The organism is Streptomyces sp. MMG1533 (assembly GCF_001279775.1).
Classification (GTDB): Bacteria; Actinomycetota; Actinomycetes; order Streptomycetales; family Streptomycetaceae; genus Streptomyces.
In genome coordinates this window covers 62,922-89,769 of the sequence record NZ_LGDG01000230.1, presented here as the reverse complement: position 1 = coordinate 89,769, position 26,848 = coordinate 62,922, and the positions used below count along the sequence as shown (strand labels likewise).

The window sequence follows — 26,848 nt, the reverse complement described above, 5'->3', positions numbered from 1 at the left end:
TCAGGTCCGACGTTCAGTCAGGTCGTGCGCTTCCGGGGTGTCAGCCCACGACCAACCCGCAGGCCGCCAACACCGCCGCGGGCGTCAGCGCACCGACCCCCCAGCGCAGCCATCGGTACTTCGCGGCCAGGATCACGCAGATGTCCAGGGTCTGGACCACCAGCCAGTGGACCGGGTCCCTGGCCGCCTCGCCCACCCGCACCGACAGCGCCTCGGGCCCGTCCCTGTGCAGGAAGTCCGCGAAGAACGTCAGCCCGGGGCCGGCCCGGCTGGTACCGAGCCTCGGCAGCACCACCATCACCAGACAGCCCACCCCGGCCAGCCAGAGCACCCCCGACGAGGCCAGTAGCACCACCTCGGACCGGTCGAGGCCGGTCGGCCGCCAGCGACCGCCCAGCAGCAGTGCCGGCAGGGCCAGCGCGCCGGACAGCAGCACCGCGGCCTTGCTGTCGGCGCGGCCGATGTCCTCCCGCGCGGCCATCAGCAGCCGTTCGGCGACGTAGCGGTCCGCCGGTTCCGCTACCACTCGAACTTCTTCCTGCGCTCCTCGCGGGAACGGGCCGACGAGCGGGATGAGGTCTCTTCCACGTCGCCGGTCCCGCCGTCGACCAGGCGCGTGCCCCACTCCGGCTCCGCGGCCGGGGGATCGTCGTCGGCTCGGCGGGAATCCAGGGCCGGGGGGTACGACTCCTCCGGCCGGACCCGGTGGACCTCGACCCGCTCGGGCAGTTCCCGCCTGGGCTCGTCGGGCACCCCGCCGCCGTTGAGCAGCATCCTGCGTACCTGGCGCTCGATGTCCGGGGACTGGATCACGCCCTCCGAGACCCACTGCATGACCCGGTCCAGCATCTCGGCCTGGTCGCTGCGCTTCTCCTGCCGTAGCGCCTCCAGGAAGGCGCCCGCGTTGGCGTCGTCCTGCGCCAGCATGTAATTGATCTGCGCCCCTTGGCCACCCGCCATCATCGCCCGGAAGAACTCCATGCGCAGCGTGAGCAGTTCGCTCTGGTGACGCTCCTTCAGCCGGGCGGTCTCCTGCTTCACCTTGGCCTCGTGCTGCTCCCACCGCAGGTCGCGGTCGAGCTCGGCCTGCCGGACGACCTTGTCGTCCACCGCGATGCGTACGAACACCTTGGTCTGCAGGCCCACATCGGCGCCCAGGTCCCGCCATTCCCCCGCTTCGAGTTCGTTGTTCACCGCATGGTTGGCGCGCTGGGCGTCGTTCACCGCGAAGCGCTCCGAGACCTGATGCAGACGCTTCTTGATCTGCGGGCCGAGCACGTCCGCGACGTCCACCAGACGCTGGTCCACCACCCGGAAGTTGTCGATCACGATCCACTGCACATCGACCTGAGCCCGGAAGAACGCGGCGCCCCCCGCGGCCGGCAGTTCCAGCTCGAAACTGGTGGTGTGCCGACCGCGCGCTACCTCGATCACGGTGTACGGCTTCGCCCCGAAGCGCTTGCCGAAGTGCTCCGTCCCCATCGCGGAGACCACGCTGTAGCCGCCGCTGCGGTAGAACAGCACCGAGGTCAGCTGCGCACCGGGGTGCCGGAACTCCCCGGCGGGGTCGTACTCCGTCTGGAACGGTCCCTTGAGCTGTTCCGGCAGGATCAGCTCCCGACGATCCATGTTCATACCCGCTCCCTCTCCCGGTGTGCCCGTTGCGCCGGCCCCGGCCCCGGTTCGACCGTCCGCCAGATGCGTCGTGCCTGCTCGGTGGGGAGCGGGTCGTCCTCGTCCTCCACCATTCGGTTGATCAGCCAGCGCAGCTGCTCCCGGTCCTCACCGTCGTCCACCAGCAGCGGCAGCAGTTCCTCCAAGCCCGCGGACATCTCCTCGCCGTCCTCCTCGGCGGCCTGGCGTATCCAGACCGCGAGCGAGGCGCCCACGGCCTCGCGCGAGCGCAGCACCCGCAGGGCGTGCCACAGCAGATCGGCGACCGGCACCGTGCGCCCCTCCCGCGCCACGGTCAACGCCAGGGCCAGCGGCCACTTCTGATAACCCGTCAGGTCGGGTGCGGCGCTGTCGTCCCAGATGTCGCCGACTCTGGTGGCGGCCAGCCGGGCCACACTGAGCAGCCCGAGGTTCTGATCCTGCCGGTCCCTGCGGCGGCTCTGTACCCAGGCGGCGATGCGACGCAGCACCGTCATGTCGTCGGAGCCGGCGGCGAGCAGCACCGTGCTGTGCGAGGCGACGGACAGGTGCTCGCCGTCGTCCCGCGTCGCGATCCGGGCCAGCAGATCCAGCGCGGAACCCACCGTCGTCGTGGCATGCCCGTACCCGAGCGTCACCGCGGCGGTCCAGCGCAGCGGCGAGGAATCGGCCCCGGCCCACGCGCGGACCAGAGCCCGGATCCCTGCCCGATGCGAGTCGTGGCGGGCCGCCTGGTCCAGTGCGGTGGCGGCGAACATCCGGCGCCGGGCCCCGGACGCGGTGGACATCGGGCGGATCAGTTGCTCGTATCCGTGCTCGAAGTCGTGGACGCACAGTTCCCCGGCCGCGACCGCCGCGCGGATCCGCACCTGCGGCCGGGGGTCGTCGGCGAGCGAGCGGAGCCAGCGGACCACGGGCGCGCGGGCGGCGTGGTGCCGCGTCCAGACCTCCTTGAGCACGGCGGTGGGGAGCGCGCCGCCCCGGAAACGGACGGTGCGCACGGGCACGGGTACGTCGGCCACCAGGACGCGTCCCTCGTCGAGTACCGCCCGGGACAGTCCCAACGCCACCGACTGGTCGTCGCAGAACAGGGCACGCGCGGGTGCGCGCTCCGGTTCACGGGTCACCGCCAGCTCCCAGGCCAGGGCATGGGCGGTCTCGGCGACGATGCCGTGGGTCGAGCCGTTGAACACCGACAGGGCGATGCGGAAGGCCGCCGGATACATCACGGCGCCGGCGGAGGGAACGCCGGGACTGTGCTCACCGCCGATCTCCCGATCCAGCCCCGTGAACCAGGCGTGGGCCTGGCGGTCGGCCAGGTCGCCGCACCCGGCCAGCAGGTCGTCCCGGGAGAGCCGGCCGAGCGTGTGGCCCGCCAGCAGCTCGGCCAGCGTCTCGGCCTCCGCCGGGCGCAACTCCTCCAGACCGAGGGCGGTGCCGACGTCCGGCTCGTGCGCGAGCTCGGTGGCCCGCCGCAGCCCGTCGGCGCGGCTGTCCGCTCCCGCATCGGAGGACCACGACGCCAGATACTCCTCCAGCCGGGAGGCCAGCAGTTCACCGGTGGGGGCGGCCGGGCACAGGACGCCGTAGCGCCCGGACAGCAACGCGGTCGTGGCGGCGCCCGAGGCGACGATCACGACAGCGTACGCATTCCGCGTCTTCAGTGCCGCCGCCAGCGCGTCGAGGTGGACCTCGGCCGGCATCAGAGTCTCGTCGTTGCCCTCGGGGATCTCCAGGACGAATCCGTGGCCGGTTCCCCGCTCCTGCAGACTCTCGGCGGTGAGCTCGGAAAGGACGGTGCGCGGGTCGAGACGGGACACGCGCGGCGCGGACGGGTCGGGCCGCGGGTTCTCCGGGTCCGGTGCGGTGGCGGTCAGCCGGTCGAGCAGGACCAGCGCCGTGCATGTACGGCCGCTCCCCGGCGCCGCGCCGAGCACCAGGAGCCGTCGGGTGCGCAGGGCCTGCTCCAGATCGTCGAAACCCACCGGCTGCTGGTACACCCGGCGCAGCCGCTCCAGCTCCTCCTCGGGAACCGGGCCGCTGAACACGGCCGTCGCCCGCAGCGACTCAAGGCGAAGGTTGATGTCGCCGAAGTGCGCGGCGTGGAACTCCGGCCGGTGGAAGTTGTGCTGGTCGCGGCGGATGTCGAAGGAGGCCTTGGCCGAGCGGTGCGCCTGGGCGGCGGCCGCCGCGTCCGCCGCGTCCTCGTCGCCTTCCCGGCGGGGATCGCTTCCTACTTCGCGGAACAGGCTGTCGGCGCGTTCGCGTTCCCTGAGCTCGCGCTCGCGCTTCTCTTGATCGGCGCCATCGTCCTTGGCGTCCTTGGCGTCTTTGGCTTCGGCGTCCTTGGCGTTGGCCTTGTGCTGCTCCCCGTGTCCCGGTTCCGCGGCGTTCTTCGCGGCGTTCTTCGGCGCCGGAGGCTCCGGCTCGGACGGGCCGGCGGCGGGCTCTCGGGCGCCGCCCGCTGCCTCGTCACTCATGCCCGGCCTCCCCGCGCGTGTCCCCGAAGTGCACGGGGGCCTGGTAGACCGGCTGGTTGTGGTTGTGCTGGTCGCGCCCGATGGTGACGTAGCCCGCGCCGGGCTCCGGCACGTCATCCGTGACGTCGTCGGCCGCACGCTCGAAGCCCCCACCGGGATCCGTGGCGGACGGCTGCACCCGGCCCAGCCCCGGGAGGTGGAACCACGCGGTGACCTCCCCCTCCTTGAGGCGCGCCACGCTCGGGCGATACGTCTCCGGGCTGATCCCCCAACCACCTGGTCTCACCACGTCCTGATACAGCAAGTCCGAGACGACGCAGATCAGGTCGGCCTGGGCGGCATCCATCAGACGCCTGGCCTCCTGGCAGTCGGCCAGCCGGCAGGCCAGGTCGACCGCGCGTCCGCTCACTCCCCGGGAGTCCCCGCGGACCGGGCCGACGTGCATGCCCACCCGTAACCCCAGCGGACGCGCCAGCCGCCGGTTGCTCGCCCGGAGCTGCTCGTGCACCTCCACGAGCCAGACTCCGAGCAGATCGGAGGGCGGCACACAGGCGGCGACAGTTGCCAGGATGCCGTCCCCCCGGTCCTCCATGTGCACGGCGGCACCCACCGCTCCGGCTTTGAGGAACGCGGGTTCGACCACGTGGTAGAGCTGCTTGCGCAGCTCCGGTTTGTCGCCGTCGTCGTACTCGCCCGACCTCCGCGCGTCCACACTGATCACCAGCTGGTACGTCGCGGGCTTGATGTCGTCGTCACTCATAGCCGTCCCCCTGCGTGTGCCTCTGCGCCACTGCCATCAGCTTGTCCGTGCAAACCCGTGCCGTCTGTGACCGTTTACATGCGATGAGCGGCCGGTCTTCGGAACGCGGTGCCGCACCGGCGCCCGGACAGGCCCTCCCTGCTATCCGTCCTGTCCCTCCGGGAGGCCGCCCGGAGGGGCGGCATGTCCTCCGGCCAGCAGACGCAGCAACTCGGTGTCGAGGATCTCCACCCGCCGTGTCCCGGTGCGGACGATCTTCTGGTTCCTGAGCAGCCCGAGGGCTTTCGCGACGGCCTCGCGCGTCGCGCCGACCGCCGCCGCAAGGTCCTCCTGAGCCAGGCTCACGCCAGGGCGGGCGCTGGACCCCGACGCGGAGGGGCTTCCCTCGGCCAGTTCCAGCAGCCTGGCGGAGAGCCGCTGAAGCACCGTCAGCGACGCGAGAGACCGGCGTTCCCCGTCAGCACTGCGCAGCCGGGACGACAGCTGGCTCATCACGAGGCCGCCGGCGTGCGGATTCTCGATCAGGAACCGGCGAAACCGGTCACCCGGAACCAGCAGCGTCTCCACGGCGCCGAGCGCGGTCACGGTGGCACTGCGCGGACGGCTGTCCAGAGCGGCCATTTCCCCCAGCAGCTCACCGGGCCCGCGCAGGCCGAGCGTCAACTTGGCGGTGCCGCGTTGCGTCGCGGTGGACACCACCCCCCAGCCGCGCAGCACGATGAGCACGTGCGTACCGCGCTCGCCCTCCTGAAACAGATGGTCCCCGGGCGGGAACACCTGCCTGCCCCCGAGGCCCATGAGCGACTCGCACTCCGCGGACTTCAGGGCAGGAAGAAACGGCTGGCTGCGTTCGAGCAGTGCCATATCACCCCCCGCGTCAGCCCACCCTGGTCCGGTGCGGCTCACGTTTCGAGGCGTACATTAGCCCTATCGTGCACCGTAGTTGGCGTATTGCTCACTCTTGCCCGATTGTGCGAATTTACGACCGCATGGATCGGATCCAGCCGCCTGACGCTCACCCGCCGTTGCCCGGCAAGCACGTCCACCACGCGGCTCCCTCAGTGCGGAGAGCGGCGCGCGGTCGGGGCAAGAGGGCTTCGGATCGTCGATCTGCCGCCGTAGCCCGATCAGTTGGTGGCGTAGGGCCGAGTTCTCGGCATCCCTGTCGGAGATGCCGACACAGGGCAGGCGGTCACCTGCGTGGTGGGCGCGGCAGCGCGTGGACACGGTCGGCACCTTCGACCGCAACAGTCGTCCCGGGCGCGATCTCGGTGAACCCCGCGTCCCGCACCAACGGCAGCCCGCTGGTGGTGAGTTCACCCCATCGCCCCGGGGCCGCGGTCCGCACCGTCAGCGGGAAACCGGCGTCCCGCCACGCGTCCCGCTCCTCCTCGGACAGTTCCCACCAGGCGAGCTGGGCACCGTGTCCGGCCTGCGCCATCGCCTTGCCCGCAGACATGTCCAGCTCAGGGTTCATCCACAGCACGGGCGCCCCCGCGTCCGCTTCCGCAGGCGCTTTTGGGTCGTCGAGATCCGTGCCGGAGACCTGGAGCCGGGCCAGATCCTTCGGCCACCCGTCCAACGGCACCGGCGGGAAGACCCGCACCTCCGCCGACTTGCCCGTGACGGTGACGCCGGGCAGCGCCTCGGCCCGCCGCCACTCGGCGCCCCGGGCCCGCCGCACGACCTTGCGGATCCGGGCGTCCTGCCAAGCGCGCACGGCCCCGGCCCACTCCCCGTCTCCGAGGGACCGCTCGTCGCTGAGCATGACGAGGACGGCGCGGGCGGCGGTCTCCAGAGCGTCGGTACGGGCAGGGGGAGCGCCCCGCTCGATACGGACGACGAGCGGCAGCACGAACTGCGGTGCGCTGTCGCGTGCGCCGGGCTCGGACCGGAAGGGGCTTGTGTTTACGGGCGTCGACTCGTTGCTCACACGCACAGTCTGCCAACCCGGGAACGGGAACCTACGCTGGGCGTATGAGCGAGGACTACTGCACGATCCGCGAAGCGGCCCCGCCGCCGAAGGCGGACGCCCCGCCCTACGCGGAATGCGTCCTGTGCCGAAAGCCCACGGAGTACCCGGAGTCGTACAAGGGGATCACGCTGTGCCCGGTGTGCGAGTGGCAGGAGGCGCAGCGGACGGCCTGCTCGGGCTGAGCGTCGAGTCCCCGATCAGTTCGGACACCTTCACGAACCGGTAGCCCCGTTTCCGCAGCTCCGGCACGATCGCGCGCACGGCCCGCTCGGTCGCCGGCGCCGCGCTGCGCGTGCAGTGCATGACGACGACCGACCCCGGCCGCACCCCTTCGAGGACCTGCCGGGCCACGGCATCCGCATCCGTCGCGAAGGCGTCCCCGCCGACCACGTCCCACTGCACGGCGGTGATCCCGGCCGGGGTCAGCGCCTTCAGGGCCCGCCGGTCGTAGCACCCGCCGGGAAAGCGGAAGTACGGCATCGGATCCGGGATCCCGGCCTCGCGGAACGCGCCGTACGCCCGCTCCACGTCCGCGCGCATCCGGTCCGTGGAGACGGTCGGCAGTCCGTAGCAGTCGTCGGTGAAGGCGTAGTGGCTGTAGGAGTGGTTGGCGACCTCGAAGAGCGGGTCCCGGCCGATGGCGCGGGCCTGGGCCGGGTACTCCTCGGCCCATCGGCCCGTCATGAACACCGTGGCCGGTACTTTCAGCGCGCGCAGCGCCGCGATCAGCCGCGGGTTGTCGAACCGCTCGCCCGCCGCCGCCCGAGGCCCCTGGTCGGCGGTCATGTCGGCGTCGAAGGTGAGCGCGACGGTCTGGTCCGACGCGCGGCGGGGTCCGTTCTCGAAGACGGGGGTCAGACCGGCCGGGCCGGGGGCGAGGGTGGGAGGCGGGGAGGGGGCCGCCGAGAGCGCCGAGGGGGCGGGGCGGGGAGCCCGGGGTGCCTGCGCGCCGGCGCAGGCGGCGAGGCCGGCAAGGGCGGCGCCCAGGGCGCAGGCGGTGGCTGCACGGCGTACGCGAGTGGTCACCGTACGAACGTATGATGATCATCTCTCTACGGGGGCAGGCGCGGCGGGGATGTCACCCGGTCAGATCTCCCGCTGCTCCAGCGGCCGGGTCGCCGGCCCCTGGACCACCTTGCCGTCCGTGTCGAACCTGGACCCGTGGCACGGGCACTCCCACGCCCGCTCGGCAGCGTTGAAGGCGACCAGACAGCCCATGTGGGTACAGCGCGGCGCGAGAGCGTGCAGGTGACCGGCCTCGTCGCGGTACACCGCCAGGCGGTCGCCGTCCGCGCGGACCACCGCGCCCTCGCCCCGCTCGACCGACTCCACCGACTCGCCCGGCCGCAGCCGGTCGCCGACGAAGTGGCGGGCGACCTGCGCCTGGTGCTTGAGGAACGACGGTGCCTCGCGGACCGTCGAGCGCAGCCGACGCGGGTCGTACAGCTCGCTCCACGCGCACTCCTCGCCGGTGATCAGTGCCGTGAGCAGGCGGCCCGCCATCATCCCGCCGCTCATGCCCCAGCCGCCGAAGCCGGTGGCGACGTATGTGTGGTGGGCGCCCGGGTGCATCGGACCGACGAGCGCGACGGTGTCCGTGGGGTCGTTGTCCTGGGCGGCCCAGGCGTGCGTGAGCGTGACGTCGGGGAAGTGCTCGGCGGCCCAGTCGGCCAGGTGCTGGAAGCGGGCTCGGGTGTCACCGGTGCCGGGTGTGAAGTGCTCCCCGGTGACGATGAGCAGCCGGTCCTCGCCGTGCGGGGCCGTACGGACCGACCGGGTGCCCTCGTCCGGCGTGATGTACATGCCGTCCGGGTCCCGGCCGGCGCCGATGGTCCCGGCGACGACCAGCTCGCGACGTGGGGAGAGCCGGGTGAACAGCAGGGCGCGGTCGAAGACCGGGTAGTGCGTGGCGACCACGACGTCCCGGGCGGTCACCCTCGCCCCCGAGTCGGTGGTCAGCCGGCAGGGCTCACCCTCCTCCAGGCCCACGACCGTCGTGTTCTCGTGCACCTGCCCGCCGCGCGCGACCAGGTCGTCGGCGAGGGCCAGCAGGTACTTGCGCGGATGGAACTGCGCCTGCCCGGTGACCTTCACCGCGCCCGCCACGGGGAACGGCAGCCCGGTCTCCGTGACGAAGGAGGCCGGCAGTCCCGCCTCGTGGGCGGCCCTGGCCTCGGCGCGCAGTTCCTCGACCCGGCCCGCGTCGCAGGCGTACGTGTACGCGCTGCGGCGCTCCCAGTCGCAGTCGACGCCCAGCTCGTCCGCGATCTGAGCGGCCCGCTCGATCGCCTCGGACTGAGAGCGGGCGTACAGCCGTGCCCCTTCGGGGCCGCGGGTGCGCCGCAGCTTGTCGTAGATCAGGGTGTGCAGGGCGGTGATCTTGGCGGTGGTGTGCCCGGTGACGCCGGCCGCCACCCGGTCGGCCTCCAGCAGGGCCACGTGCCGCCCGGTCCGCGCCAGCTCCCACGCCGTGCTCAGCCCGGCGACTCCGGCGCCGATCACGGCCACGTCGGCGGTCAGGTCCTCCGCCAGTGCGGGGCGGTCCGGGCCGGACGCGGTCTGAAGCCAGTACGAGCCGCTGACGTGCGGGTTCTCGGTCATACGGGCCGGGTACCCCGTCCGGCCCGGTTCACTGAACGAGCAGTCGCCCGCGCCACTGCGCCACGTCGGAGCCGGACACTGCGGGGCCAGGGCCGCGCGATGCTGCTCCGGGACCTCCTACGGCACCGGCCCGTCCCTCACGGCCACGGGCCTTCCGGTCCGGCTACCTACGCCACGGCCCCGTCACTGCGAAGGTCGTCCCGGGCGTGTAGCAGTTGACGTACATCGTCCCGCCGTCCGGGGAGAAGGTCACTCCGGCGAACTCGCCCCACTCCGGCTCGTCCGGCGTGCCGATGTTCTGGCGGCCGCGGGCCATCGCGTAGACCTCGCCGCGCCGGGTGACGCCGTAGACGTGCTGGGCGCCGCTGCCGTCCTCGCAGACCATCAGACCGCCGCTGGGGGCGAGACAGATGTTGTCCGGGGACTCGCCGGGGAGCTGGATGTCCGTGTCCGGGCCGAAGACGATCACCAGGGTCAGCCGGCGCTCGGACGGGTCGTAGCGCCAGATCTGCCCGAAGTGGTCGGCCGCCGAACCGTCCGCGCTGCGCGCGAACGACGACACGAAGTACACCGACCGCCCGCCCCAGTAGCAGCCCTCCAGCTTCTGCGCGTGGGTGATGCCCTTCGGGCCGAAGTCCTGGAGGCGGATGGGGGTTTCGGCGGCGAGCGGGTCCGGTACGTCCACCCACTCGACGCGGTCGAAGCAGGCCCCCGTCTCCTGGATCGAGGACAGGTCGGGTACGCCGGGCACGCGCATCGCCTGGAGCCGGCCGCCCCTGCGCAGCGAACCGAGGCCGCCCAGCGGCTTGTCGGGCAGGAAGCGGTAGAAGAGGCCGAAGGGCTTGAGGAAGGCGTCCTCCGTCTCGTAGACGATGCCCCGCTCGGGGTCGACGGCGATCGCCTCGTGCTGGAAGCGGCCCATCGCGGTCAGCGGGACGGCGCCGGAGCGGTGCGGGTCGGCCGGGTCGACCTCGAAGATGAAGCCGTGGTCCTTGGTGTAGCCGTTGGTGCCGGCCTTGTCCTCGGTCTCCTCGCAGGTCAGCCAGGTGCCCCAAGGGGTCGGCCCGCCCGCGCAGTTGACGGCCGTACCGGCGATCGCCACCCGCTCGGACAGCACCTTGTTGTGGGAGTCCAGGGTCAGCGCCGTACAGCCGCCCTTGCCGGCCGGGTCGTAGGTCAGGCCCTCGACCGTCGGGACGGCGAGCGCGGCGGTGTTGCGGTTCTCGTGGTTGCGGACCAGGCGGACGACGGGAGCACCGCCTTGTCTGCCCGCGAAGGCCGACATGCCGTCGTGGTTGGAGGGGACCTTGCCCTCTCCGGAGCGCAGCGGGTCGCCCTCGCGGGAGAGGACCCGGTAGCGGAAACCTTCCGGCAGATCGAGCAGGCCCTTCGGGTCGGGGACCAGCGGGCCGTAACCGGTGTGGCCCAGGGACTGTGCGGCGGCGGTGCCCGCGAAGAGTTCGGAGAGGTTTCCGGCGAAGGCGATCGATACGCCCAGGACGCCCGTGCGGGCGAGCATCTGACGGCGTGTCGGTGTCGACGAGTCGGCCGTCGAGGCGGAGGTGGTCTCGGACATGGGGCAGCAACCTTCCTGCTGGCGGACAGGAACCTGTGACCCCGCCGTGTCTACCACCTACCGACGGCCTCGGGAACCACGCGCGTAGACGTGTCACTTCCCGATCGGCTTGTCGGCCGACTGCTCGACAGGCGCCTGCTGTGCCCGCTCCAGGAAGCGCAACAGCTCCACCGGGAAGGGCAGCACGAGCGTCGAGTTCTTCTCGGCGGCGACCGCCACCACCGTCTGCAACAGACGCAGTTGGAGCGCGGCGGGCTGCTCCGACATCACCCCGGCAGCCTCGGCGAGCTTCTTCGACGCCTGCAGTTCGGCGTCGGCGTTGATGATCCGGGCCCGCCGCTCACGGTCCGCCTCGGCCTGCCGGGCCATGGACCGCTTCATGGTCTCGGGCAGCGACACGTCCTTGATCTCGACCCGGTCGATGGTGACGCCCCACTCCACGGCCGGGCTGTCGATCATCAACTCGAGCCCCTGGTTCAGCTTTTCGCGATTCGACAGCAGGTCGTCCAGATCGCTCTTGCCGATGATCGAGCGCAGGGAGGTCTGCGCCATCTGCGAGACCGCGAACTTGTAGTCCTCGACCCGGACGAGCGCGTACGCCGCGTCGACCACCTTGAAGTACACGACCGCGTCCACGCGCACCGTCACGTTGTCCCGGGTGATGCCCTCCTGGGCCGGCACCGGCATCGTGACGATCTGCATGTTCACCTTGTGCAGCCGGTCCACGAGCGGGATGACCAAGGTGAACCCCGGCGGTCGCACGTCACCGGCGAGCCGCCCGAGCCGGAAGACCACCCCGCGCTCGTACTGCTTGACGATCCGCGCCGCCGAGGCGATGTAGACGGCCCCGGCGGTACCGGCGGCAACGGCCGCCGTCAACAGCTCCTGGAGCATCCCGACCTCCTTGCCCAGAGGCCCGCTGTGTCTGCTCCTGCAACGATATGCCCGATGCCCGGTCCGGGGCCATGATCGGCCCCGGACCGGGCATCGGTCCGCTTACGCGGCGGTCACCCGCACGGGCTCCGTGCCGACCGCGCTGTGCCGCTCGGCCCAGTTCTCCAGGGCCGTCCGGCAGGCGTGGTCGAGGTGGTGCAGCCCGGACAGGTCCAGTTCGACCGGGCGGTCCTGGGGCAGCGCCTCCAGACTGTCGAGTATCTTCGGCAGCCTGAGGAAGGTCGCGTTGCCCGACAGGTACGCCTGGACGGGTCCGGCGCCCTTGTCGATGACCTCCAGCTTGAGGTGCGAGGCCTCCCAGGCGGTCTTGACGACCGCCAGCGCGAGACCGATGAGCACACCCTCGAACATGCTGACCGCGACGATCGACACGGCCGTGACGACCAGGATCAGCGCCTCGCCGCGGTGCTCGCGCCACAGTGCCACGATCTCCCGGACCGGGATGAGCTTGGCGCCGGCGTGCACCAGGATGCCCGCCAGGGCCGGGATCGGGATGTACGCCAGGACGTTCGGCAGCAGCGCCGCGAACAGCAGCAGCCAGACGCCGTGCATGACGCGGGACGCCTTCGTCTTCGCGCCCGCCTGGACGTTCGCCGCGCTGCGCACGATGACCGCGGTCATCGGCAGCGCGCCGAGCACCCCGCAGATCGCGTTGCCGGTGCCCTGTGCCACCAGTTCCTTGTCGTACTCGGTGCGCGGACCGTCGTGCAGCCGGTCCACGGCCGCCGCGCTGAACAGCGACTCGGCGGACGCGATCAGCGTGAACGCGACGATCGTGGCGAGCACGCCGACGCTCGCCAGTTCGCCGAAGGCGTCCATCGACGGCGGCTGGATGGAGCCCAGCAGACCCTGCACCTCGACGGTGGCGACCGGCAGCGAGAACACCAGGGCGGCGATGGTCGCGAGGCCGACGGCGGCCAGCGGTCCGGGGACCGTCCGCAGTTGCTTCGGCATCCGCTTCCACAGCACGAGTACGGCGATGGTGGCCGCACCGAGGCCGAGCGAGGCCAGCGCCCCGGTGTTCTGGACGGCGTCGGCGAGGGCGCCGGGCAGCCCCGCTATCTTGCCGATTCCGGAGGCAGGGGCCTCGGCGTCCGCGACCGAGTACAGCTGTCCGGCGATCAGGACGAGCCCGATTCCGGCCAGCATGCCCTCGACGACGGAGACCGAGATGGCCCGGAAGTAGCGCCCCAGCTTCAGGGTGCCCATGAGGATCTGGAGGACACCGGTCGCGAGGACGATCACGCCGAGCACGGGCAGGCCGTACTCCCGGACGGCCTCGAAGACGAGCACGGTCAGACCCGCGGCAGGTCCGGAGACCTGGAGGCTGCTGCCCCGCATGAGACCGGTGACGATGCCGCCGACGATGCCGGTGACCAGGCCCAGCTCGGCCGGGACCCCGGAGGCGACGGCCACGCCGACGCACAGGGGGAGGGCGACGAGGAAGACGACGAGGGAGGCGGCGAAGTCCTGCCGCAGGTGGGGGGACTTGGTGAATGCGGTTCGCTGGTTCACGGCGGCCCTCACAGTGCGCGGTAGGAGTCGGAGGACACGTCGTGGGTCAGCACTGACCCCGTGTGTACCTCGTAGTACCAGGCGTGGAGGGTCAGTTGACCATCCGTCAGCTTCTTGTCGATGAAGGGGTACGAGCGCAGTCGCAGCACCTGGGCGAGGATGTGGCTCTGCACGCCCTCGGCCACGGCCGGGTCCTCGGCTGCGCCCGCGGGGCGGGGAGTGGCGTGCGTGAGCCAGTCGCGCACGGCCGGTACGGCGGTCAGGTCGTCGCCGCGGACCAGGGCACCGACGGCGCCGCAGTGCGAGTGCCCGCAGACCACGATGTCGCGGACACCGAGCACCTCCACCGCGTACTCGATGGTGGCCGCCTCGCTGGTGGGGTGCTCGGAGGTGTACGGCGGGACGATGTTGCCCGCGGTGCGCAGCTCGAAGAGCTCGCCGGGACGGGCGCCCGTGATCAGGGCCGGGACGACCCGGGAATCGGAGCAGGTGATGAACAGAACCTGTGGGGACTGGCCTTCGGCCAGCCTGGCGAACTCCTCAGGGCGCTGTCCGAACGTGCGGGCGTTGTCGATGAGGGGCTGCATGTGTGGTGACTCCTCCTGGCGCGCCACAGGGGCGCGTCGGGCTTACATGACAGAGGTGGGGGGATGTGACCGCTCTGCTGTCAGCAGCGGAAGACCTGAAGTGCGGCCGCGGAATGGGATGTCGAGGGTCTCGACACCCGGAAGACGCCGGGCGGGACAGGTTTGCGTACGGCCGCCGGATCCTGGGTCAGCAGCGGGCGCTCGGGTCCCTGAGGGGCCAAGTCGACGGCGCGGTGCCGGTCGCGGCTGCGCAGTGGACCGGTCGGGTCCCCGGAGGGGTCGCACTGGCGGTGCGTGACGGACTCGTCGCGCAACGCCTTGGCGGAGAGCTTGGATCCGGGCTGGGCTTTGGCCTCTGCATGACGGGCCGTGTGCGCGGATGCGAAGGATGCGGTGGGTGCGAAGAACTGGAGCGCGAGCAGGACGGCGGCGAGGGTCGCTACCACGGTCCGTACCGTCGTACCTCGGAACATGCGCCCCCCTCCGGTCAATTCGCGTCTCCGGCCCTTCTCTAGCCCAGGCCAATGATTGGTCAATGGCTGGTCAAGAAACACCTTAACCCTGCAAAGTTGTTTGCAGGGTTAACTTAACGTTTCGAGCCTGAAGAGAGGCTGAAGCGTGCAGGGTGGTTGGCGCGAACCGGCTCTTGATCTTGAAGAGTTGGTGAGTTAGGGCAGGTCCCCGGAGGGGTCGACCAGGCCCTTGGCGTCGCGGGCCAGGGCGGTGAGGCGGGAGATCGCCCGGAAGTACTTCTTGCGGTAGCCGCCCTTCAGCATCTCCTCGCTGAACAGCCGGTCGAAGGGCAGCCCCGAGGCCAGGACCGGGACCTCGCGGTCGTAGAGCCGGTCCGCGAGCACGACGAGCCTGAGGGCCGTCGACTGGTCGGGAATCGGCCGGACGTCGGTGAGGCAGACCGCCTTCAGGTCGTCGGTCAGTGCGCCGTACCGGCTGGGGTGGACGCGGGCGAGGTGGTCCAGGAGCTGCGGGAAGCCGTCGAGCGAGGCGCCTGGCGTGCGGTGCGCGGCCCCGGTGACCTGCTCGTCGGTGAACGGTGCCGGCGCCTCGGGCAGGCCGCGGTGGCGGTAGTCCTCGCCGTCGATGCGCAGGGCGCGGAAGTGCGCGGACAGGCCCTGGATCTCGCGCAGGAAGTCGGCCGACGCGAACCGGCCCTCGCCGAGCTTGCCCGGCAGGGTGTTGGAGGTGGCGGCGAGGGCGACGCCCGCGTCGACGAGCTTGCCGAGCAGGGTGGAGACGAGGACGGTGTCGCCGGGGTCGTCCAGCTCGAACTCGTCGATGCACAGCAGGCGGTGGCCGGAGAGGGTCTGGACCGTCTTCTGGAAGCCGAGGGCGCCGACCAGGTTCGTCAGCTCCACAAAGGTGCCGAACGCCTTGAGCGCGGGCTCGGCCGGCGTGGCGTGCCAGAGGGAGGCGAGCAGGTGGGTCTTGCCGACGCCGTAGCCGCCGTCGAGGTAGACGCCACGAGGGCCGGCCGGGGTCTTCGGTGCCTTGCTCCTCCCGAAGCCCGGGAAACCGCGCCTGGCCTTGCCGGCGCCGGAGGCGTGCGCACCGCCGAGCCCCGCCGCGAAGCCCTCCAGGACGCGCACGGCCTCGGTCTGGCTCGGCTGGCCGGGGTCCGGGATGTACGTACCGAAACGCACCGAGTCGAACCGCGGCGGCGGCACCATCTCGGCGACCAGCCGGTCCGCGGGGACGTACGGCTCACGGGCGCACAGGGACAGCGGGGCGGTGTCGGCTATGGGGCCGAATCCGGACGCGGCGGGGGAGGTAGGCACGGTTACCCATGCTAAGGGTCGTGCCACACTGCACGACATGCGACGCCTGTTCCCTGTGACCGATGAGACAGAGGCCGAGACGGTGACCCGGGCCCCGGGTGACGTTCCGGGCGAGGGCCCCGGGGTGGACGCCGCCGGCGGGGTCGGAAGGGCTCACCTGGTCGACCGGGAGTGGAGCCTTGCCGAGCTGGCCGCCGCCTATGCGTATCCCGAGCTCGGGCCGGGGGGAGGGTCTGGCGTCGGTTCCGGGGCCGGTCCCGGTGGGCCCGGGGCCTGGCTGCGCGCCAACATGGTGTCCACGCTCGACGGGGCCGCCCAGCACGACGGCCGCTCGCAGCCCATCTCCAGCGGCGCCGACATGCGGATCTTCGGCATGCTGCGGGCCCTCGCGGACGTGGTGATCGCCGGGGCGGAGACGGTGCGCCAGGAGGGGTATCGGCCCGCACGCGCGCGTGCCGAGTTCGCGGAGATGCGGGAGGCGGCCGGGCAGGACCCCGTGCCCGCGATCGCGGTGGTCAGCGCGAGCCTGAACCTGGACTTCACCCTCCCGCTGTTCACCTCGCCCCTGGTGCCCACCCTGATCCTCACGGGTGCCGCCGCGGCCCCGGACCGGATCGCGGCGGCCGAGAAGGCGGGCGCCCGGGTGGTCGTCGCCGGTGACGGCGTCGGAGTCGAGCCCGCCCGTGCCGTACGGGCCCTCGCGGAGCTCGGTCACACCCGGCTGCTCACCGAGGGCGGCCCGCGGCTGCTCGGCCAACTGGTGGCCGCCGGGGTGCTCGACGAGCTCTGTCTGACCGTGGCCCCGATGCTCAGCGCGGGGGACGCACAGCGCATCGCCGGCGGGCCCTCGGTCGCGGTTCCGCAGCGGTTCGCACTGGTGTCCCTGCTGGAGGAGGAGGGTTTCCTCTTCAGCCGCTACCGACGGTCCTGAGGATCGATTGGTCGAGAAATGGGCTTGATCGACACCTTTAGTGCCGATTTGGCAGAATTTGTCGTTCCGCTCGGCTTCCGACGGGCACACTCAATCCGGCAGTACCCGTGCGATCTGGGGGCAGGATGGTTTCGGCAGGGCCTCGCACGGCCCACGGAGGAGAGAGGGCCGAGCGGCCCTCGAAGGAGAAGGGGCGCCTGGTGTTCACAAGCGTTTTGATGATCGAGAAGGCCCTTACGTCCGCCGACGTGGAGTTCGTCACCACCTTGCACGGGGACGAGCAGGTCGCCTTCCATGTGCTGCTGCAGCCGCGCGGCGACCAGGCGGACCGGTTGCTGAGGGCCATCGACGACGTCGCACTCGGTGAAATCGACGAGGCCGCCCGGGAGCGGGAGGTGCCGGAGGGCGACGAGGCGAGGGGGCCGGGGGAGCAGGCGCTCGACGTGTCCCTGAGGGCCTTGCGGGCGGCAGGCAGTGAGGCGGAGGGGCGGCTGATCGAGGCCCATCCGCTGGACGCGCTGAAGTCCCTGGTCGGCGAGATCGACGCGGACGAGGTGATCGTGCTGACCGATCCCCACTACGTGGAGGAGTTCTTCCACCGGGACTGGGCCTCGCGGGCGCGGCACAAGGTGGGCGTGCCGGTGTTGAAGCTGTTCTCGCACAGCAAGGCGTGAACGCAACCGGCTGTCCGGTGCGTCCGCCGTGGGTCAGTAGGGTGGGTGGCCGAACCTTCGCCGCACCAGCACGTACAGGGAGACACGCATGGCACCCGGCCTTCCCACCGCCATGGACCGACCGCACTTCATCGGCATCGGCGGCGCCGGGATGTCGGGGATCGCGAAGATCCTCGCGCAGCGCGGGGCGAAGGTGGCGGGCAGTGATGCCAAGGAGTCCGCGACCGCCGAGGCGCTGCGGGAGCTGGGCGCGACCGTGCACATCGGGCACGCGGCGGAGCACCTGGCGGACGACGCCACGTGCGTCGTCGTCTCGTCGGCGATCCGGGCCGACAACCCGGAGCTCGCCCGGGCGGCCGAGCTGGGCATTGGGGTGGTCCACCGTTCGGACGCGCTCGCCCGGCTGATGGACGGCCTGCGCCCGATCGCGGTCGCGGGCACGCACGGCAAGACGACGACCACGTCGATGCTGGCCGTGTCGCTGAGCGAGCTGGGCCTGAAGCCGTCGTACGCGATCGGCGGCGACCTGGACGCGCCCGGTTCCAACGCCCTGCACGGTGAGGGCGAGATCTTCGTCGCCGAGGCGGACGAGTCGGACCGCAGCTTCCACAAGTACGCCCCCGAGGTCGCGATCGTCCTGAATGTGGAGCTCGACCACCACGCCAACTACGCCTCCATGGACGAGATCTACGAGTCCTTCGAGACGTTCGCGGGCAAGATCGTGCCCGGTGGCACGCTGGTGATCACGTCGGACCACGAGGGCGCGCGGGAGCTGACGCGGCGGCTGGCCGGGTCGGTGCGGACGGTGACGTACGGGGAGTCGGAGGACGCCGACGTACGCGTCCTGTCCGTGACGGCGCAGGGGCTGAAGAGCGAGGTCGTCGTCCTCCTTGAGGGCGAGGAGCTCACCTTCACGGTCTCCGTCCCCGGCCGTCACTACGCGCACAACGCGGTGGCCGCGCTCGCAGCGGGCGTGGCGCTGGGCGTCCCGGCCGCCGAGCTGGCCCCGGCGCTGGCCGCGTACACCGGTGTGAAGCGGCGCCTCCAGCTGAAGGGCGAGGCGGCGGGGGTCCAGGTCATCGACTCCTACGCCCATCACCCGACGGAGATGACGGCGGACCTGGAGGCGATGCGCGCGGCGGCCGGCGACGCCCGGATCCTGGTGGTCTTCCAGCCGCACCTCTTCTCCCGGACGCAGGAGCTCGGCAAGGAGATGGGCCAGTCCCTGACCCTGGCCGACGCGTCGGTCGTCCTGGACATCTACCCGGCCCGCGAGGACCCGATCCCCGGCGTGACCAGCGAGCTGATCATCGAGGCGGCGCGGACCGCGGGAGCGGACGCGACGCCGGTGCACGACAAGGGCGCGGTGCCGGAGACCGTCGCGGGAATGGCGAAGCCCGGTGATCTCGTTCTCACCATGGGCGCGGGTGACGTGACGGACCTCGGCCCGCGGATTCTGGACCGTCTCGCACAGAAGTAAGGGGTTGGCCGACATGTCGTACGACGTCGAGAAGCCGGACGAGCAGTGGCGCGCGGAGCTGACCCCGTCCGAGTACGCCGTGCTGCGGCAGGCCGGCACGGAGCCCGCCTTCGTCGGTGAGTACACCGACACCAAGACCGAGGGCGTCTACTCCTGCCGGGCCTGCGGTGCCGAACTCTTCACCTCCACCACGAAGTTCGAGTCCCACTGCGGGTGGCCGAGCTTCTACGACCCGCGCGACTCGGACGCGGTGGAGCTCGTCCAGGACCGGTCCCACGGGATGGTGCGGACCGAGGTGCGGTGTGCGCGGTGCGGCTCGCACCTCGGGCACGTGTTCGAGGGGGAGGGCTATCCGACCCCCACCGACCAGCGGTACTGCATCAACTCGATCTCGCTGCGGCTGACCCCCGCGGGGGAGTGAGCTGACGGTCAGCGTGGCGCTGCCGTGCTGTTCCTGACGACCAGGCTCGTCGGGACCAGGTCGGTTCCGGCCTTCGGGCCGCCGTGCGTGCGGATCTGGCGGAGTACGCCCTGCACGCAGCGGCGGCCCACCTCGGCGAAGTCCTGGTGGACGGTGGTGAGGGGCGGGACGAAGAACGCGGCGTCGGGGATGTCGTCGAAGCCGACGACGCTGACGTCCCCGGGGACGGACCGGCCGCGTTCGTGGAAGGCGCGCAGCAGGCCCAGCGCCATCTGGTCGTTGGAGGCGAACACCGCGGTGCAGTCGGGCACTTCGGCGAGCGCGAGGCCGGCCGTGTAGCCGGACTCGGCCGTCCAGTCGCCGTGCAGGGGTGGCGGCACAGGACGTCCGGCCTCCTCCAGGACGGCACGCCAGGCGTGGGTCCGGCGCTGGCCCGCGAAGGACGTCTCGGGGCCGGTCACGTGCCATACGGTCCGATGGCCCAGGTCGAGCAGGTGTCTCACGGCTTTCCGCGCGCCGTCGGCCTGGTCCGTGTCGACCACGCTGTGGCGGTCCCCGGCGTCCGAGTCCACGACGACGACATGGACGCCGGGCGGCAGTTGGACCGTGGCGGCGTCGAGCAGATGGATCTCCATGATGACGATGACGGCGTCGACGGCCAGCTCGCCCATGCGCGTGAAGGCCCCCAGCACGTTGTCCTGGGTCGGGACGTCGACGGGGATCAGGGTGATCGCGTACCCCTCGGCCGCGGCGTGCGTGGCGATCGCCTCCACGGTGCGGCTGTTGCCCGTCGAGGACAGGCTGAAGAGGATCACGCCGATGGTGTTGAACTGGCCGTAACGCAGGGCGCGGGCCGCGCTGTTGGGGCGGTAGCCCAGCTCGCGCATCGCGGCGAGCACCTGCTCCCGGGTGGAACTGATCACGCCGGGATGGCCGTTGGAGACCCGTGAGACCGTCTGCGACGAGACGCCGGCGAGCTTGGCGACATCGGCCATGGAGACACGCTGCTTGCGGCGCCCGCCGGGCACGCCCGAGCCGCCCCGTTCCACCACTGGTGCCTCCTTCGGCCGGTCCGGACCTGTTGCGCGTCGCACCGGATGTTACGTGTGGGAAACCTTGACGGCCGCTGGGGTGGATGCCACGATTCCGGCGCCGCCAAGTTTACGTAAACATCGCCCCGGGACCCCCCAGCCCGAGAGTCGGCCCCCACTTGTTGCCGCGCATGTTTACGTAAACATCTGTGATCCTGAAAGGGCACGTCGATGCGCAAGACCCCCACCAGAGCACGCTTCACGCCCCGGCTGCGTACCGCCTTCGTCGCGGTCGCGATCGCCGCGATCAGCGGCACCACCCTCGCCGGCAGCCCCGCCTCCGCCGCCGCGCCGAGCACCGACACGACCCAGTTCAAGGGCGTGAACTGGGCCGACCCCCGCGACAACTTCGCCGACGACCCGGTCGTGCTGTCCGGTCTGGCCCTCTCCGACACCTACGCCCAGACCTACACCAAGGCGAGCCGCATCATCTCGGCGTTCCGCGCGAACCTCGGGGCCAACACCGTGCGGCTGCCCATCAACCCGTACACGGTCAACGGCTCCTACTGGAAGTCGTACCGCGGAGTCATCGACGCGGCCTCGGACAAGGGCTTCAAGGTCATCGTGTCCTACTGGGAGGGGACGGGCGCCCAGAAGGACGGCTTCATCGACGACGAGGCCACCTACTGGCCCATGTGGAACACCGTCGTCAAGGCCTACAAGAACGACAGCCGCGTCTACTTCGAGCCGATGAACGAGCCGCACGGCTACACCGACACCGAGTGGGCCGACATCGCCGCGAAGTGGCTGTCGACCTACCCGTCGGTCCCGCGTAACCGGGTCTTCGTCAGCGGCGCCGGCTACAACGACCACGTCACCTCGGTGTGCGCCGACCCGCGCCTGAAGGGCACCTACCTGTCGCTGCACCACTACGGGTTCTGGAAGGAGTACGCCACCTACGACCAGTGGGTGGCCGACCTCAAGGTGCGCATCGGCGACTGCGCCAACCGGACCGTCGCGGACGAGTTCGGCTCCCCGATGACCACCGGCCTGAACTACAACGTGCCGACCCCGGACAACAACTTCATCAACTACCTCCAGGCCGTCACCGACACCTTCCGTGAGCTCAAGATGGGCTCCGTCTACTGGCCGGGCCTGCGCACCGACGACACGTACTCGCTGCAGACCCTGACCGGCGACCCCGCCCGCCCCTGGCTGGCCACCACCAACCAGTCCGGCGCCGACCGCCTCGCCTGGGGCTGGGGACGCGGCACGCCCGTCCAGCAGCCCTGACCCGGGCGACCTGGTTCTCGGTGGCTCCCGCGACTGACGCGGGGGCCACCTGCTGCTCAGCGGGGACTACGGCACAGTCCCCGTCGTGAAGATGACCGCCCGGGCATTCAACCGGGCCACGCTCGCACGCCAGTTGCTGCTGCGGCGGGAGCCGCTGGGTGTCGGCGATGCCGTCCGCCGTGTGGTCGCGTTGCAGGCGCAGCAGGCCGCTTCACCGTACGTGGAGCTGTGGAACCGGCTCACCGACTTCACGCCGGCCGAGCTGGACCGTGCCTTCGCCGACAGGGAGGTCGTGAAGGCCACCCTGATGCGGATCACCCTGCACGCCGTCCACTCCGACGACCACCGGGTCTTCCGCGACGCCATGCAGCAGAGGCTGTACGCCTCGCGACTCGGCCACCGTTTCGCGGCGGCGGGACTCACCCCGGCGGACGCCGGCGAACTGGTGCCGGGGCTGCTGGAGTTCGCCGGCCGGCCCCGTTCGAATGCCGACCCGCAGGCGTGGCTCGCGGAGCGGGTCGGCGCCGAGAAGGCGCGGTGCCCCGCGCCCGCCCGAGGACACTCCGGCGCCGCCCCGCCTGCTGGCCGATGTGGGACAGCGTCCTGCCCGCGTACGCCGACCGCGGCCGCGTCATCCCGCCCGACTACGCCGACTGGTGACCCGCAACAACGGCGACGTGCTGCCGACACTGTTGGTCGACGGTCACGTCGCCGGTGTGTGGCGTCCGGTCGGGGGCGGCATCGAGGCGACGGCCTTTCACGAGCTGTCGTCCGAGGTGTGGGAGGGGCTGGCGGGGGGAGGCCCGGTCGCCGGCGGAGCTGCCGGCCGAGCGCGCCCCGCGCGTCTACAGCCGCTACGCCCACTGGTGGGCGAAGCTCCCGGGCACTCAGGTTCGGCTGCTTCCGGACCGGCCTCAGCCGGTCCTGTACTCCTCAAAGCACCTTGCGATGGACGAGCGCCGACAGGACGAGGGCGCCCGGGAGCAGCGGCAGCCAGATCGTCACCACGCGGTAGCCGATGACGGTCGCCGTGGCCAGGCTCAGCGGCGCGCCGAGCGCGGCCAGGGTGAAGACCAGGGTCGCGTCCACGGGCCCGATGCCACCCGGCGCGGGGACGGCCCCGGCCACCGCGCCGGCGGCGAGGAACGCGAGGGTGACCTGCGCCCAGCTCAGCGGCAGGCCGAGCGCGGCGCCGACCGAGGCGATCACGCCTGCCTGGAGGAGCGGGGTGGCGGCGGCCCCGCCCCACAGGGCGAGGACGCGGGCGGGCCGGGTGTGCAGCAGCCGGGCGTCGGTCAGGGCGGTGCGTACGAAGGTGAGGGCGGGGCGGCGCAGCGGCGGTACGGCCGCCACGAGCAGGGCCGGTGCCGCGAGACCGAGTGTCACCGCTCCGGCGGCCAGCAGCAACGTTCCTTCGTCGGGGGCGAGTTGATCCAGTCGCAGCAAGTCGGGGGAGGCCGCGAGGAAGGCGAGGAGGACCAGCGTCTTCGCGATCGGTCTGACCAGTACGTAGAGGGCGAGGGAGGCGGCGGCCCGGGGGAGGGGAATGCCCCGGCCCAGCAGGAAGCGAAGGGTGACGGCGTGGGCGCCCATGCTCGCCGGGAGCACGTGGTTCGCGGCGCCGGCGGCGAACTGCGACGCGAGCAGCAGCCCCGGCGGCAGCCGCTCGGGCAGGGCGCCCTGTCGTACGCACGCGGCTGCAACCCAGCCGAGGCAGGTGAAGAACACCGCCGCCAGCAGCCACCAGGGGTCGGCGGAGGCCAGCCGGGCGGCACCGTCGTACACGGTGTGCCGGTCGAAGGCGGCCCACGCCCCGATCAGCAGGAGCGGGAGCAGGCTCAGCGCCCTGGGGAGGAGGCTCAGCATCCTGGGGAGGAGCCGCGTGGCGGAGGGGGAGCGGGGTGGTGGGGAGGGGAGCGTTCCGGGGGGACCGTCGAGCGGGAGCAGGGACACGGCGCACGTCGTCCTTCCGCGTCGCGTCCCGCGCGGTGCGGGACGGGTGCGACGGATCCGAGGCGAGGCAGGGGCGGGACAGCAGACAAGCAGCAAGCAGCAAACAGGCGAGCAGGTGGGGACCGCTGAGTCTTTCCCGTTCGGTGTGACGCCGTGGTGACCGGGAACCGACGGGGCGTGGGCGTGCGGCCGTCGGAAGTGAGTTTGCCCAATGAGTCGCGGTCTCAGTCCCTGTGCGCCCGGGGGTCGTGAATCGATAATCCACCTAACTGTTGACTTTTGGCTGAGTGAGCCAGAGGATTTCGGGGGTGAGCCCCACCGAAGGCATGACCCTCAGTACCGCTCTCCCGGTCGATCTGGACGAGGCGGCCCACCGCTGTCTGGTCGCCGGGTTCGACGGCACCACCGCCGTCCCCGACACCCTGAAACGGCTCGTCGACCGCGGCCTCGGCGGGGTCATCCTGTTCACCCGCAACGTGCGGGACGCGGAGCAGGTGCGGCGGCTCACCGACACCCTGCGGGCCCTGCGCCCCGACGTACTCGTGGGCATCGACAACGAGGGCGGCGGCATCGGCCACCTGGTGAGCGCGGGCGCCCCCGAGGTGCCCGGTTCCTTCGCCCTCGGTGTCGCCGACGATCTCGGGCTGACCGCCCGTTGCGCCGACGCGCTCGCCGGGCATCTGTCGACGCTCGGCATCACCGCCTCCTACGCGCCCGTCGCCGACGTCCAGCACCTCCCGGACAACCCGATCGTGCGGACCCGCGCCTTCGGCACCGACCCGGAGCTGGTGTCCCGCCATACGGCGGCCTGGATCGCCGCCACCGAGGCGCGCGGCATCGCCTCCTGCGCCAAGCACTTCCCCGGGCACGGCGGCACCCTGACCGACAGCCACCACGCAATGGCCGTGGACCCGCGGCCGTACGACGGACTCGACCTCGCACCTTTCCGGGCCGCCATCGCCGCCGGTGTGCCGATGCTGATGAGCGCGCATGTCGTCTTCCCGGCGCTGGACGCCAACCGTCCCGCCACCCTCAGCCGCCGCATCCTGGGCGACCTGCTCCGCCACGAGCTCGCCTTCGACGGCGTCGTGGTCAGCGACGCGCTGGAGATGAAGGCGATAGCCGACCGCTACGGCGAGGCGGCCGGGGCGCGGATCGCCCTTGCGGCGGGGGTGGACCAGGTCATCGTCGCCGTACCGGACCCGGAGGTCGCGCTGGGCTGCCGGGACGCCGTGCTCGGCGCGCTGCGCGACGGGACCCTGCCTCAGGAGCGGGTCGGGGAGGCCGCGGGGCGGGTGCGCCGGCTCGCCGAGCGGTACGCGACGCCCGCGGCCGAGGTCGCCGCGTGGGACGCGGGGGCGGGGCTGGAGGCGGCACGCCGGGCCGTACGGAGCCGGGGCGGGCCGCGGGCCGTGCGTGGCGCCCATGTCGTCGACCTGTTCCCGCCGCCGCATCCGGCGCTCAACTGGGGCGGCGAGGACCTGCTGACGGAGCTGCGCGCCGTCGACCCGACGGCCACGGGCACCTGCGTCACCGGAGAGCCCGCGGACCCGGCCGCCCTCGTCGACGGCATCGTGCGTCTGGCCCAGGGCGCGCCGCTGGTCGTCGCCACCTGTGACGCCGGACTGCACCCCTGGCAGTCGTGCCTGCGGGACGCCCTGCTGACCCGGCGCCCGGACGCGGTGCGCGTGGCCACCGGGCTGCCGGACGACGGCGCCCTGTGCTCGTACGGGCGCGGGAAGGTGAACCTGCGGGCGGTCGCGGAGACGCTGGCGGGGGTGTGACGTGGCGGGGGTGACGCCTTAGGACAGTCGTCCTTACGGCAGTCGTCCTTACGGCAGCCGTCCTCACGGCAGTCGTCCTCATGACAGCCCCGTCCTCATGACAGCCGTCCTCACGCCGGTCGTACGACCTCCTTGATCCCCCGCGCCGCCAGGTAACCCTCGTCGCCGGCCCGTGCGGCCAGTACCACCGCCGGACGGACTCCCTCCGTGCGCAGCCGCATCCACGCCTCGAAGAACGCGCCTCCCGGACCGGACACGGAACGGGAGACCGGCGTGCAGTCCAGGACCAGGGCCGTCTCGCGCGGCCGGGGTGACGGCGGCTGGGCGCGCAGGTCGGCGACCGTCGCGGCGAGGGCGTCCGCGATCGGCTTGGGGCGGCCCGCCGAGTCGAACAGGCCCAGGGTGTACTCGAGTTCCGGGTAGTCGGCGAGGGAGCGGTCTACGTCGTGGGAGCACCACCACGTCACGCCCCAGAGGTTCGCGCACTCGGCCGCGTTCCGTACGGTCGCCCGTGCGAACTCCGGCGCGTCGGCCGCCGGGATGTGCGGCTCGGGCGCGCCCGTCTCCTGGACCCAGACGGGACGGGCCGGGTCCTCGGCGTACGCCGTGGCGAGTTCCGTGCCGTACTCGGCGAGGTGGTGCACCTGAGGGGAGCCGGCGCCGTAGCGGCGGGCGCAGTCGCCGGAGAACACCCAGGGGTGGACGGTGGTCAGGTCGCCCTTGTGGGCCGAGGCCTCCGGGGTGAAGGGGTGGCCGTCGCCGTACCAGGCGGCGTCGTACGCGGAGTGCGTGACCAGGTGGCCGGGGCGCACACCCGCGCGGGCCGCGGCCAGCAGGGTGTCGAGGTAGTGGTCGACCTCCTGCACCGTGACCGGGTTGTGCTCGACCAGGTTGTTGAGCTCGTTGCCGAGCTGGAGACCGATCAGGTTGGGGCGGCCGGCGAGGGCGCCGCCCAGCGTGCGCAGGAGTTCGGCCTGTGCCTCGATGGTCCCCGGGTCCGTGAACACGTTGCGGTGGTGCCAGCTGCGGGTCCACTCCGGGTAGAAGTCGAAGCTGGACAGGTGGCCCTGCACGCCGTCCACGAGGACGTCGAGACCCGCCTCCGCGGCCAGGTCGACGAGCCGCACCAGCTGGTCCACGGCGGCGGTGCGGATGAGCGTGCGGTTGGGCTGCAGGAGCGGCCAGAGGTGGAAGACACGGACGTGGTCGAGGCCGAGCCCGGCTATCTGGTCCAGGTCCTCCCGGGCGTGCACGGCGTCGAAGTCGTGCCAGGAGTGGAACCAGCCGCGGCGAGGCGTGTAGTTGACGCCGAAGCGGAGTGTACGGATGGGATCCTCCTCGGGTCCGGGGCTTGTCCTGCGCGAATGTATCAACCACCATAGTCAGT

23 protein-coding genes and 2 pseudogenes are annotated in these 26,848 nt (G+C 71.7%); 8 read left to right on the top strand and 17 right to left on the bottom strand.

What is annotated here, in order from left to right; genetic code table 11:
• Positions 1–40 precede the first annotated feature (40 nt).
• The 6 genes from ADK57_RS28720 to ADK57_RS28695 all read right to left on the bottom strand — a co-directional run bounded on the left by ADK57_RS28720 (position 41) and on the right by ADK57_RS28695 (position 6,826).
• Positions 41–526: a Pycsar system effector family protein gene (locus ADK57_RS28720; RefSeq protein ID WP_234390450.1), complete on the bottom strand. Its 486-nt coding sequence runs from the start codon at positions 524–526 to the stop codon at positions 41–43.
• Positions 520–1,635 carry a hypothetical protein gene (locus tag ADK57_RS28715; protein ID WP_053752503.1) on the bottom strand — a complete coding sequence of 372 codons (1,116 nt, stop codon included), beginning with the start codon at positions 1,633–1,635 and terminating at the stop codon, positions 520–522. The genes ADK57_RS28720 and ADK57_RS28715 overlap by 7 nt, the downstream gene beginning before the upstream one ends.
• The gene (locus ADK57_RS28710) at positions 1,632–4,133 is read right to left on the bottom strand and encodes a hypothetical protein (RefSeq protein ID WP_053752502.1); all 2,502 of its coding nucleotides are present in this window, start codon (positions 4,131–4,133) and stop codon (positions 1,632–1,634) included. The genes ADK57_RS28715 and ADK57_RS28710 overlap by 4 nt, the downstream gene beginning before the upstream one ends.
• Positions 4,126–4,893 carry a hypothetical protein gene (locus ADK57_RS28705; protein ID WP_053752501.1) on the bottom strand — a complete coding sequence of 256 codons (768 nt, stop codon included), beginning with the start codon at positions 4,891–4,893 and terminating at the stop codon, positions 4,126–4,128. Before ADK57_RS28705 ends, ADK57_RS28710 begins: the two co-directional genes overlap by 8 nt.
• A 141-nt stretch (positions 4,894–5,034) precedes the next feature.
• On the bottom strand, positions 5,035–5,757 hold the full coding sequence (locus ADK57_RS28700; RefSeq protein WP_053752500.1) for a Crp/Fnr family transcriptional regulator: 723 nt from the start codon (positions 5,755–5,757) through the stop codon (positions 5,035–5,037).
• 328 nt (positions 5,758–6,085) lie between these two features.
• Entirely contained in the window at positions 6,086–6,826 is a 741-nt protein-coding gene (locus ADK57_RS28695) for a peptidyl-tRNA hydrolase (RefSeq protein WP_053752499.1), read from the bottom strand.
• Positions 6,827–6,870: 44 nt separating this feature from the next.
• On the opposite strand from ADK57_RS28695, the gene ADK57_RS47940 reads away from it, so the two are divergent.
• Complete coding sequence (locus tag ADK57_RS47940) at positions 6,871–7,050, top strand: hypothetical protein (RefSeq protein WP_078973393.1); 180 nt, start codon at positions 6,871–6,873, stop codon at positions 7,048–7,050.
• Here the strand turns inward: ADK57_RS47940 and ADK57_RS28690 are convergent.
• The 8 genes from ADK57_RS28690 to zapE form a co-directional block, all read right to left on the bottom strand.
• Positions 6,992–7,894, bottom strand: coding sequence for a polysaccharide deacetylase family protein (locus ADK57_RS28690; RefSeq protein WP_053752498.1), 903 nt, complete (start codon positions 7,892–7,894; stop codon positions 6,992–6,994). The genes ADK57_RS47940 and ADK57_RS28690 overlap by 59 nt on opposite strands.
• A 60-nt stretch (positions 7,895–7,954) precedes the next feature.
• The gene (locus tag ADK57_RS28685) at positions 7,955–9,469 is read right to left on the bottom strand and encodes an FAD-dependent oxidoreductase (protein WP_053752497.1); all 1,515 of its coding nucleotides are present in this window, start codon (positions 9,467–9,469) and stop codon (positions 7,955–7,957) included.
• A gap of 163 nt (positions 9,470–9,632) precedes the next feature.
• Complete coding sequence (locus ADK57_RS28680) at positions 9,633–11,045, bottom strand: PhoX family protein (RefSeq protein WP_053752496.1); 1,413 nt, start codon at positions 11,043–11,045, stop codon at positions 9,633–9,635.
• 93 nt (positions 11,046–11,138) lie between these two features.
• Positions 11,139–11,939: a slipin family protein gene (locus ADK57_RS28675; RefSeq protein ID WP_053752495.1), complete on the bottom strand. Its 801-nt coding sequence runs from the start codon at positions 11,937–11,939 to the stop codon at positions 11,139–11,141.
• Between the two features lie 102 nt (positions 11,940–12,041).
• Positions 12,042–13,514: a SulP family inorganic anion transporter gene (locus ADK57_RS28670; RefSeq protein WP_053752517.1), complete on the bottom strand. Its 1,473-nt coding sequence runs from the start codon at positions 13,512–13,514 to the stop codon at positions 12,042–12,044.
• 8 nt (positions 13,515–13,522) lie between these two features.
• Positions 13,523–14,101: a carbonic anhydrase gene (locus ADK57_RS28665; RefSeq protein WP_053752494.1), complete on the bottom strand. Its 579-nt coding sequence runs from the start codon at positions 14,099–14,101 to the stop codon at positions 13,523–13,525.
• A gap of 80 nt (positions 14,102–14,181) precedes the next feature.
• A complete protein-coding gene (locus ADK57_RS28660) occupies positions 14,182–14,574 on the bottom strand; it encodes a hypothetical protein (RefSeq protein ID WP_053752493.1) in 393 nt (130 codons plus the stop codon).
• Between the two features lie 195 nt (positions 14,575–14,769).
• Positions 14,770–15,894, bottom strand: coding sequence for a cell division protein ZapE (gene zapE, locus ADK57_RS28655; protein ID WP_234390449.1), 1,125 nt, complete (start codon positions 15,892–15,894; stop codon positions 14,770–14,772).
• Positions 15,895–15,931: 37 nt separating this feature from the next.
• Here zapE and ADK57_RS28650 point away from each other — a divergent pair, with 37 nt between their 5' ends.
• From ADK57_RS28650 to msrB, 4 genes are all read left to right on the top strand, one after another.
• Positions 15,932–16,825: a pyrimidine reductase family protein gene (locus ADK57_RS28650; RefSeq protein WP_107091667.1), complete on the top strand. Its 894-nt coding sequence runs from the start codon at positions 15,932–15,934 to the stop codon at positions 16,823–16,825.
• 200 nt (positions 16,826–17,025) lie between these two features.
• Entirely contained in the window at positions 17,026–17,499 is a 474-nt protein-coding gene (locus ADK57_RS28645; protein WP_107091666.1) for an indole-3-glycerol phosphate synthase, read from the top strand.
• A gap of 88 nt (positions 17,500–17,587) precedes the next feature.
• A complete protein-coding gene (murC, locus tag ADK57_RS28640) occupies positions 17,588–18,979 on the top strand; it encodes a UDP-N-acetylmuramate--L-alanine ligase (protein WP_053752490.1) in 1,392 nt (463 codons plus the stop codon).
• A 13-nt stretch (positions 18,980–18,992) separates the two neighbouring features.
• Entirely contained in the window at positions 18,993–19,400 is a 408-nt protein-coding gene (msrB, locus tag ADK57_RS28635) for a peptide-methionine (R)-S-oxide reductase MsrB (protein WP_053752489.1), read from the top strand.
• 8 nt (positions 19,401–19,408) lie between these two features.
• Here the strand turns inward: msrB and ADK57_RS28630 are convergent, their stop codons facing one another.
• The gene (locus ADK57_RS28630) at positions 19,409–20,452 is read right to left on the bottom strand and encodes a LacI family DNA-binding transcriptional regulator (RefSeq protein ID WP_078973392.1); all 1,044 of its coding nucleotides are present in this window, start codon (positions 20,450–20,452) and stop codon (positions 19,409–19,411) included.
• A gap of 210 nt (positions 20,453–20,662) precedes the next feature.
• Between ADK57_RS28630 and ADK57_RS28625 the strand changes: the two genes are divergently transcribed.
• Together ADK57_RS28625 and ADK57_RS47935 are read left to right on the top strand one after the other, a co-directional pair.
• Positions 20,663–21,724: a glycoside hydrolase family 5 protein gene (locus ADK57_RS28625; RefSeq protein ID WP_053752488.1), complete on the top strand. Its 1,062-nt coding sequence runs from the start codon at positions 20,663–20,665 to the stop codon at positions 21,722–21,724.
• Between the two features lie 85 nt (positions 21,725–21,809).
• Positions 21,810–22,636, top strand: a pseudogene (locus ADK57_RS47935) (DNA glycosylase AlkZ-like family protein); the annotation flags it as partial.
• Between the two features lie 21 nt (positions 22,637–22,657).
• Here ADK57_RS47935 and ADK57_RS28615 read toward each other — a convergent pair.
• Positions 22,658–23,677 (bottom strand): lysylphosphatidylglycerol synthase transmembrane domain-containing protein, encoded by a 1,020-nt coding sequence (locus ADK57_RS28615; protein ID WP_078973391.1) that lies wholly within the window; start codon positions 23,675–23,677, stop codon positions 22,658–22,660.
• Positions 23,678–24,003: 326 nt separating this feature from the next.
• Between ADK57_RS28615 and ADK57_RS28610 the strand changes: the two genes are divergently transcribed.
• Positions 24,004–25,461 carry a glycoside hydrolase family 3 N-terminal domain-containing protein gene (locus ADK57_RS28610; protein ID WP_053752514.1) on the top strand — a complete coding sequence of 486 codons (1,458 nt, stop codon included), beginning with the start codon at positions 24,004–24,006 and terminating at the stop codon, positions 25,459–25,461.
• 110 nt (positions 25,462–25,571) lie between these two features.
• Here ADK57_RS28610 and ADK57_RS28605 read toward each other — a convergent pair.
• Positions 25,572–26,841 (bottom strand): annotated as a pseudogene (locus tag ADK57_RS28605) (glycoside hydrolase 5 family protein).
• Positions 26,842–26,848 lie beyond the last annotated feature (7 nt).